Below are 6,267 nucleotides of genomic sequence, written 5' to 3' on the forward strand. Positions count from 1 at the left end.
ATTGATTTAGTATAATAGAAAATATGAGTTTTGTCGATCCGAATCAATTTATTATCACTAGAAAACGTAAGAAGTATAAATTCGCTTTATTCCATAATTCGCCTCTATGCTTTGAATTTGACGAGTGGATAGAGCGGAAAGTTGATTGTTTGGAAATCGGTGCTGGAACTGGACTATTCAGCGTGGAGCTTGCACTGCGTCATCCTGAAAAGACGTTTTTAGCAATTGACGTGAAAGGTGATCGATTACAAAAGGGCGCGAAAATTGCTGAAGAAAAAGGGCTGGAGAATGTGTTTTTTGTTCGAGCGCGGGCTGATCAAATAGACCAATTAGTGAAGCAGAGTTCTTTGGAGCAAATTTGGGTAACATTTCCTGATCCGTTCCCAAGGAAGCATAGCGCTGGGCGCCGCTTGACTCATCCTAATTTTTTGAAGAAGTATTCTTCATTGTTGGCACCGGACGGATCTTTGTTGATTAAACACGACGACCACAATTTTTTCTGCTGGAGCTTGGAGCAATTAGTGTCAGAAAAATGGCAAATTAAGGAGCTGAGTTTTGACCTCCACGAATCCGCGCTAAGTGACGAATATAAAATAATGACGACTTATGAACAAAGGTGGATTGGCGAAGGAAAAACTATTAATTTCGTAAGAGTTACGCGCTAATAAACGAAAGGAATATTATGCAATTTAACGATTATTCAACGAAAGCAATTTCTACTTTAACAGATAAAGATTCCCATAAATATGGTGATGTTGACGCGATATTGATGGCACAGATATTGGGCTTAAGTGGCGAATCTGGCGAAGTTATGGAGAAGTTTAAGAAAATTCTGCGTGATAAAAATGGGGAAATTTCAGATGAAGATCGTGACGCGGTAATAAAAGAACTCGGTGACGTGCTTTGGTATGTCAATTCTATAGCGCATTTGCTTGGCTGTAGTTTGGAGGAAGTGGCTCGCAGAAATAATGATAAACTGCTCAGCCGCCAGAGTCGAGGAAAGATTCATGGCAGTGGCGATGATCGCTAATTTTTAGCTAATTGCTTGCGAATCCATCCGTCGATTGTACCAGCGCCCATACACAGGACGAGCTTTCCAGAGTTCCTTGCTGCGGTTATTTCTTGCCATAAACTGTCATCTAATTCAGCGAAATAAATTTTTTCTTTGTCGATATTTTTGGCAAGTTGTTGCGGCGTTAAAGTTGGCAAATCTGGATTTTCCCTAGTTAAGTAAGTTGGTAGCCAGTAAATTTCATTGGCATCACGGAAAATATCATCAGTGTATTGACCAATTATCTCGTGTTGGCGAACATTTTGGTGTGGCTGATAAACCAGGGCTACATCGTTTGACAACTCCTTAGCCATCTGTAGTGTCGCTTGAATTTCAACCGGGTGATGTCCATAGTCAGAGTATAGATTTTCGGCGAGCTTTTCAAAACGTCGTCCTGAGCCGGGGAAGGAGTTTATTGCTTGGTATATTTCTGACTCCTCCGCGTCTACCCCGATATTCTTCAAAGCTTCTATCACCAAAGTAGCGTTTTTTCTGTTGTGTTCGCCAGGCAGAGTAATGTTTTTGTTAGAATCATGCAAGATTGTTATATTTTTTTCATCAAATATGGCGGAATTTTCTTGCCACGCGATAACTTTTTTAGATTTTTCGCCGAATTCACGGAAGGCGTCTAAGTAGGATTCTTTTGTTGGATATGTGTCTGGATGGTCGTAATCAACAGATGTGATAAGGCTAATTTCTGGAGAAAAATGCAAAAAGTTGCGATCAAATTCATCACACTCGTATACGAAAAATTGGCTATTTTTATCAAACGTTCCGCTTGGCCCAAAACTTAAAGTCGAACCCACAGAATAACTAACAGGAATTTGCAATTGCTCCATTGTCCAGACTAGCATACTCGTTGTTGTGGTTTTTCCGTGGGTGCCAGCGACCGCGATGAGCTTCAGATTTTTATCGGCGATTATTTGTGCCAGCAATTCGTCGCGCTTGCTGGTTTTTATGCCTAGTTTTCGCGCCAAGACTAATTCTGGGTGATTTTCCGGTAAAGCAGCGGTGTAAATAAACCAATCAAATGGTGATTTAGCGTGCTCTGATTGCAGGAATGCGCCAGATTGATCAAAAGAAATAGGAATTCCGGCTGACTCTAATTCGTTTGTGATAAGACTTGGTGATTTGTCGGAGCCGCAAACACCATACCCGACCCCTAAGGCAATTCTGCTCAGCGGTCCGATGGCAACGCCGCCAATTCCTGAAAAATAAATTCGCATACAAATATTATACCACCGTAGTGGTAGTAATATTCACGTCATTGGGATAATTTGCTATACTAAAACCATAGAGAAGGCGGTGGGATGGCTATAGATAAGAAGAAAACCAAGTTCAGGATTAAGCGGCTCAGTCAGATTAAGACTTGGCAGCTGGTGATTTTATTGATTATGTCTGGTTTTATTTCGGCAACTTTTTTGAGGTTGAATAATGTTGGTATGGTCGAGCGACGAGAATCTGTGGAGCATGCAGATAAGGCTGGAGATATAGTCAATCTTCAGCAGCGACTATACGATTTGCAGCGTTATGTATCTACACATATGAACGCTGATCCGGGGAAGATTGCGCTGGATCATGCGTATAAACAAATGTATGACCGGAAGCTGAAAGAGTTCGAGGAGGAGATAAAAAATCAGTCTAACAATGATACTGTGTCGAAAGTTAGGGCTGTCTGTGATGCTAGAGCGCAGCAAGGCGGTTACGGCCGATTTACGACACAGGCGGATCCGAGGTATATCAATTGTATTAACGAGGAGTGGGCGAAATATCCTGCCGCGAAAGCCACTAACTTGCAGTTTGAAGCGCCTTCAACTGAGCCGTATTATCACACTTTCGTCTCGCCGATATGGTCAGCTGATTACGCGGGGTGGTCTTTGCTAGTGACGATATTTATTGCCATGATTATCGTAATGAGGTTGGTTATTCTGGGGATGTTAAAGTTGATGATTAGACGACGAAATAAGCTTTTTTAGCTTGACAGGGGTGATATAGAGATAGTAATCTATATAGGTATATCATTAATAGGAGGTATATAACCAAATGGCTTATAAACATACCAACTCAAAGGGCATCACATATTACTTGCATAAGACTGACGTAACTTTGCGCGGTGGCAAGACTCAAACTATTTACTTCTTCGCTAAGGTTGAGAAGAATGAAAAGGGTACACCATGTGATCTACCAGAAGATCGTATTGTGAAAGAAAACCCACGCAACGGCTTTTTGACAATTTCTAAGAAAAAATAGTCCTTTGCTTGCACCATAAGCGCGTTTGGTGATATAGTATAACCAAACAAACAGGTGCCATAACTCCTCTGTAAAAAGCAGGGGAGTTTTTTGTTTGGGTTGATTATTTGTGGATATTGTGGTATAAATTGCTTATGACACAAAAAGAAGGTCCGTTAGTTGAGGCTAATATGAATTATGAGTTAACTTCTGATCAGGAAGAAGAGCTCGATCGTATTGTTGATACTACTGGGTGTTCTTATTATTACGCTAAAAGATTGATGGGGCTACCAGTCGAAGACCCAAAAGAGGTTGGAAATCTTATCAAGAGGGTGCCTTCACCTAGAGAAGTTGGCAAAAAGTCTGTGCAAGGATTTTTCTGCGGCGATTGTTGTAGGTATATAGAACCGGGTAAAGAGTGTTCACATGTAAGAGTTGGTAGTCGTGGTGGGCGGTATGCTAGTGATAGTAGTAAATATTAAAGAAAAAGCCACCTGAGACGGATTTTTCTTGGTGGCCCAAGTGCATCTACATTGGGAACCATATCTGTAGCGAGATTCTGAGCTGAAGACGCTTAATAGAGGCGACCACCCCTTCAATAAAGATACCCAACCACCATTAAAGTATATCGTAACAGAATGTGTTAATATCAATAAATTATCCTCTTGACTACTTTTTACGTTATCCAGCCTGATAAATTCATAAATCAGCACTAAATGTCGCGGTTGGGTTAGACTAAGATTGCCACAAAGAGCTAATTGAGGTCGCTTATTTAGGAGATTGACGATATAATCAAAATAATGAAGAAAAACTCTCAAGCACAGCTCCAGGGTATGTTACTCGGCTTAGCTATTGGCGACGCCCTCGGTGCTCCTATTGAACACGGTTATACGAGCGATGAGATTGTTGGTCGTATAGAAGAATTGCGTCATATGCACGATGAAGCACACTTTCCTCGTGGTGTCTGGACAGACGATACTTCTATGGCATTATGTTTAGCAGACAGTTTACTGGAGTGTGGTGGCTATGATTCGTGGAATGTTATGGATAAGTATTGCAAATGGCAATCAGAGGGCTACCGCTCGTATTTTGACTATGGCGAGGGTATCGGCATGCAAACGCTTATCATGCTGGATATGTACGCTAGCGGTTACGCTATTGTTCACAAAACGATGAATCGGAGCGATGGTGCTGGCAACGGTGTCGTGATGCGTCTTGCACCAGTCGTGATAGCTGCCTACGGTAAACGAGATATCCGTGACGTGATACGACTTGCTCAAGTCTCTGCTAGAGAAACGCATTACTCCTATGAGGCCGAAGCTGCTGCTGAAGTATTTGCTGCCATACTACATAACGCTATCCACCTAAAAGACAAAACAGATATTATAGACGTTAGTAAACATAGTACCGGCGTACACTACGACCAGCTGCTGAACAAGCTAAAAGAGAGAGTTGAGACGGATAAGCTCAAAAACAAGCCAGGTTATGTCGTATACACCCTCCAGATAGCTTTATGGGGTTTTATGAACTATGACACATTTGAGGATGGAATGTTGGCAGTTATGTGTCTGGGTGGTGACGTCGATACAACTATGGCGGTGTACGGGCAATTAGCTGGTGCATACTATGGACTTGATACAATACCGAACGAATGGCGGCGTGATGTTTATCAAGGGAATGATATTATTGAACTAGCGGATAAACTAGCCGCAATGGACGATTGCCCTGTCCTGTATACACGGTTTGAGGAAGATGTGACTTAATACAAATTAGGAAGAGAATGACTATATGAACAAAACAACATTAGAAACCGCTCAGCAGCTGCTAGCCACAAAAGAGTTCAGCTACAAGGATATTAACCCAAGCGAAAGAGGAATATTCCTAGCGGCGCTTATTGAGAATGGTAAAGTCGCCAAAGAAGGAACTAACCACCACTCAAATATCCCCAAAGGAACGCTGATTAGTGAGTGGTATTTACGACATAAGCTAGGGCTGAGTGGAGCAATAAAGCACGACCTATACACCTCGCTTGAGCTGTGGGAGTTAGATGATAAGCGATATCAAATTATCTATTATAAACCCTTCGGTTTGGGAAATTATGCTGAAACAAAATCAGAATTCTATGACGATAAAGACTCTGCTCAGGCTCGCCTTGACGAAGAATCTCGTAAGCTTGAAACAGAAGTATCTCTCCTTAAGAGATAAATCCTAGAATCGTTTTTTACCAAGGCAAATCATATTAAGTACCGCTACTTTTTGTGCTTGAATTGTTATATAATTGAATAGTCTAAGCCATTAATCATGCTCAAGCTTGAGTGCTTTATTTGCGCGGAAAGCCTTAAAAACGGCACCGTGCAAAACATTTAGGCTTTAGGGCTTGAGTGTGGATGAATGGCTTAGACACCTAGTACGGTGTCGTTTTTTTATTTGACACCAAAATAAAGAAAGGTGTTCAATGCAATCAGCAATCGCATTTGGAGTATTTATTGCTATCGTGGGGTATTTTATTACACGCTCTGAGGATAAGAAAAAGGAGGAGGAGCAGAAAAAGATAAATGATAGAATAAACGATTCAAGAAGTATGTTAAAAGATTCCATCGTTAAGCGAGCTGCGGCATTCAATGTCACGGACTATACGAACGAAGAGCTTGATTTTATATGTGATATAGTGCAAGCGTATGGAGGAAGCGAAGGGTTATTAAAGGCAAAGCAAGAACTTGATACTGTTCCAGATGATAAAGTGGAGGGTTTCTTGGTGCAAATGGAAGTAGCTCATTTCAAACATTTAATAGACAATCAAGAAAGACAACGAAAACGAGATGATGAAGAAGCGTGGCAAACAGTACTAAATGATTTTAAGAGGCTAAATCATGCCCAGCGCAAAAAACATCTAGCATATCTAAAGAAATATCATAGTGATGCATTGAGTCGTGAGCAACTACATATCCTTGCGTTGCTATGTCTTGGTGAATAGAATTTTATTAAAG

9 protein-coding genes are annotated in these 6,267 nt (G+C 41.2%); 8 read left to right on the plus strand and 1 reads right to left on the minus strand.

Annotated elements, in window-relative coordinates:
• Window positions 1-23 precede the first annotated feature (23 nt).
• Complete coding sequence (gene trmB / locus LRM50_RS02855; RefSeq protein WP_243803935.1) at window positions 24-665, plus strand: tRNA (guanosine(46)-N7)-methyltransferase TrmB; 642 nt, start codon at window positions 24-26, stop codon at window positions 663-665.
• A 17-nt stretch (window positions 666-682) separates the two neighbouring features.
• Window positions 683-1,030, plus strand: coding sequence for a nucleoside triphosphate pyrophosphohydrolase family protein (locus tag LRM50_RS02860; protein ID WP_243809796.1), 348 nt, complete (start codon window positions 683-685; stop codon window positions 1,028-1,030).
• On the opposite strand, the gene LRM50_RS02865 is transcribed toward LRM50_RS02860, so the two are convergent.
• A complete protein-coding gene (locus LRM50_RS02865; RefSeq protein ID WP_243809797.1) occupies window positions 1,027-2,277 on the minus strand; it encodes a UDP-N-acetylmuramate--L-alanine ligase in 1,251 nt (416 codons plus the stop codon). The two genes, LRM50_RS02860 and LRM50_RS02865, sit on opposite strands and share 4 nt — an antisense overlap.
• An 84-nt stretch (window positions 2,278-2,361) precedes the next feature.
• On the opposite strand from LRM50_RS02865, the gene LRM50_RS02870 reads away from it, so the two are divergent.
• The 6 genes from LRM50_RS02870 to LRM50_RS02895 all read left to right on the plus strand — a co-directional run bounded on the left by LRM50_RS02870 (window position 2,362) and on the right by LRM50_RS02895 (window position 6,254).
• Window positions 2,362-3,027, plus strand: coding sequence for a hypothetical protein (locus LRM50_RS02870; protein WP_243809798.1), 666 nt, complete (start codon window positions 2,362-2,364; stop codon window positions 3,025-3,027).
• 67 nt (window positions 3,028-3,094) lie between these two features.
• Window positions 3,095-3,301 (plus strand): hypothetical protein, encoded by a 207-nt coding sequence (locus LRM50_RS02875; RefSeq protein ID WP_082001355.1) that lies wholly within the window; start codon window positions 3,095-3,097, stop codon window positions 3,299-3,301.
• Between the two features lie 134 nt (window positions 3,302-3,435).
• On the plus strand, window positions 3,436-3,762 hold the full coding sequence (locus tag LRM50_RS02880) for a hypothetical protein (protein ID WP_243809799.1): 327 nt from the start codon (window positions 3,436-3,438) through the stop codon (window positions 3,760-3,762).
• Window positions 3,763-4,080: 318 nt separating this feature from the next.
• Window positions 4,081-5,043 (plus strand): ADP-ribosylglycohydrolase family protein, encoded by a 963-nt coding sequence (locus LRM50_RS02885; protein WP_488192303.1) that lies wholly within the window; start codon window positions 4,081-4,083, stop codon window positions 5,041-5,043.
• Between the two features lie 25 nt (window positions 5,044-5,068).
• Window positions 5,069-5,485 carry a hypothetical protein gene (locus LRM50_RS02890; protein ID WP_243809801.1) on the plus strand — a complete coding sequence of 139 codons (417 nt, stop codon included), beginning with the start codon at window positions 5,069-5,071 and terminating at the stop codon, window positions 5,483-5,485.
• Between the two features lie 250 nt (window positions 5,486-5,735).
• Window positions 5,736-6,254, plus strand: coding sequence for a hypothetical protein (locus LRM50_RS02895; protein WP_243809802.1), 519 nt, complete (start codon window positions 5,736-5,738; stop codon window positions 6,252-6,254).
• The last annotated feature ends 13 nt before the right edge of the window (window positions 6,255-6,267 follow it).

Source organism: Candidatus Nanosynbacter sp. TM7-053 (assembly GCF_022828375.1).
GTDB lineage: Bacteria > Patescibacteriota > Saccharimonadia > Saccharimonadales > Saccharimonadaceae > Nanosynbacter.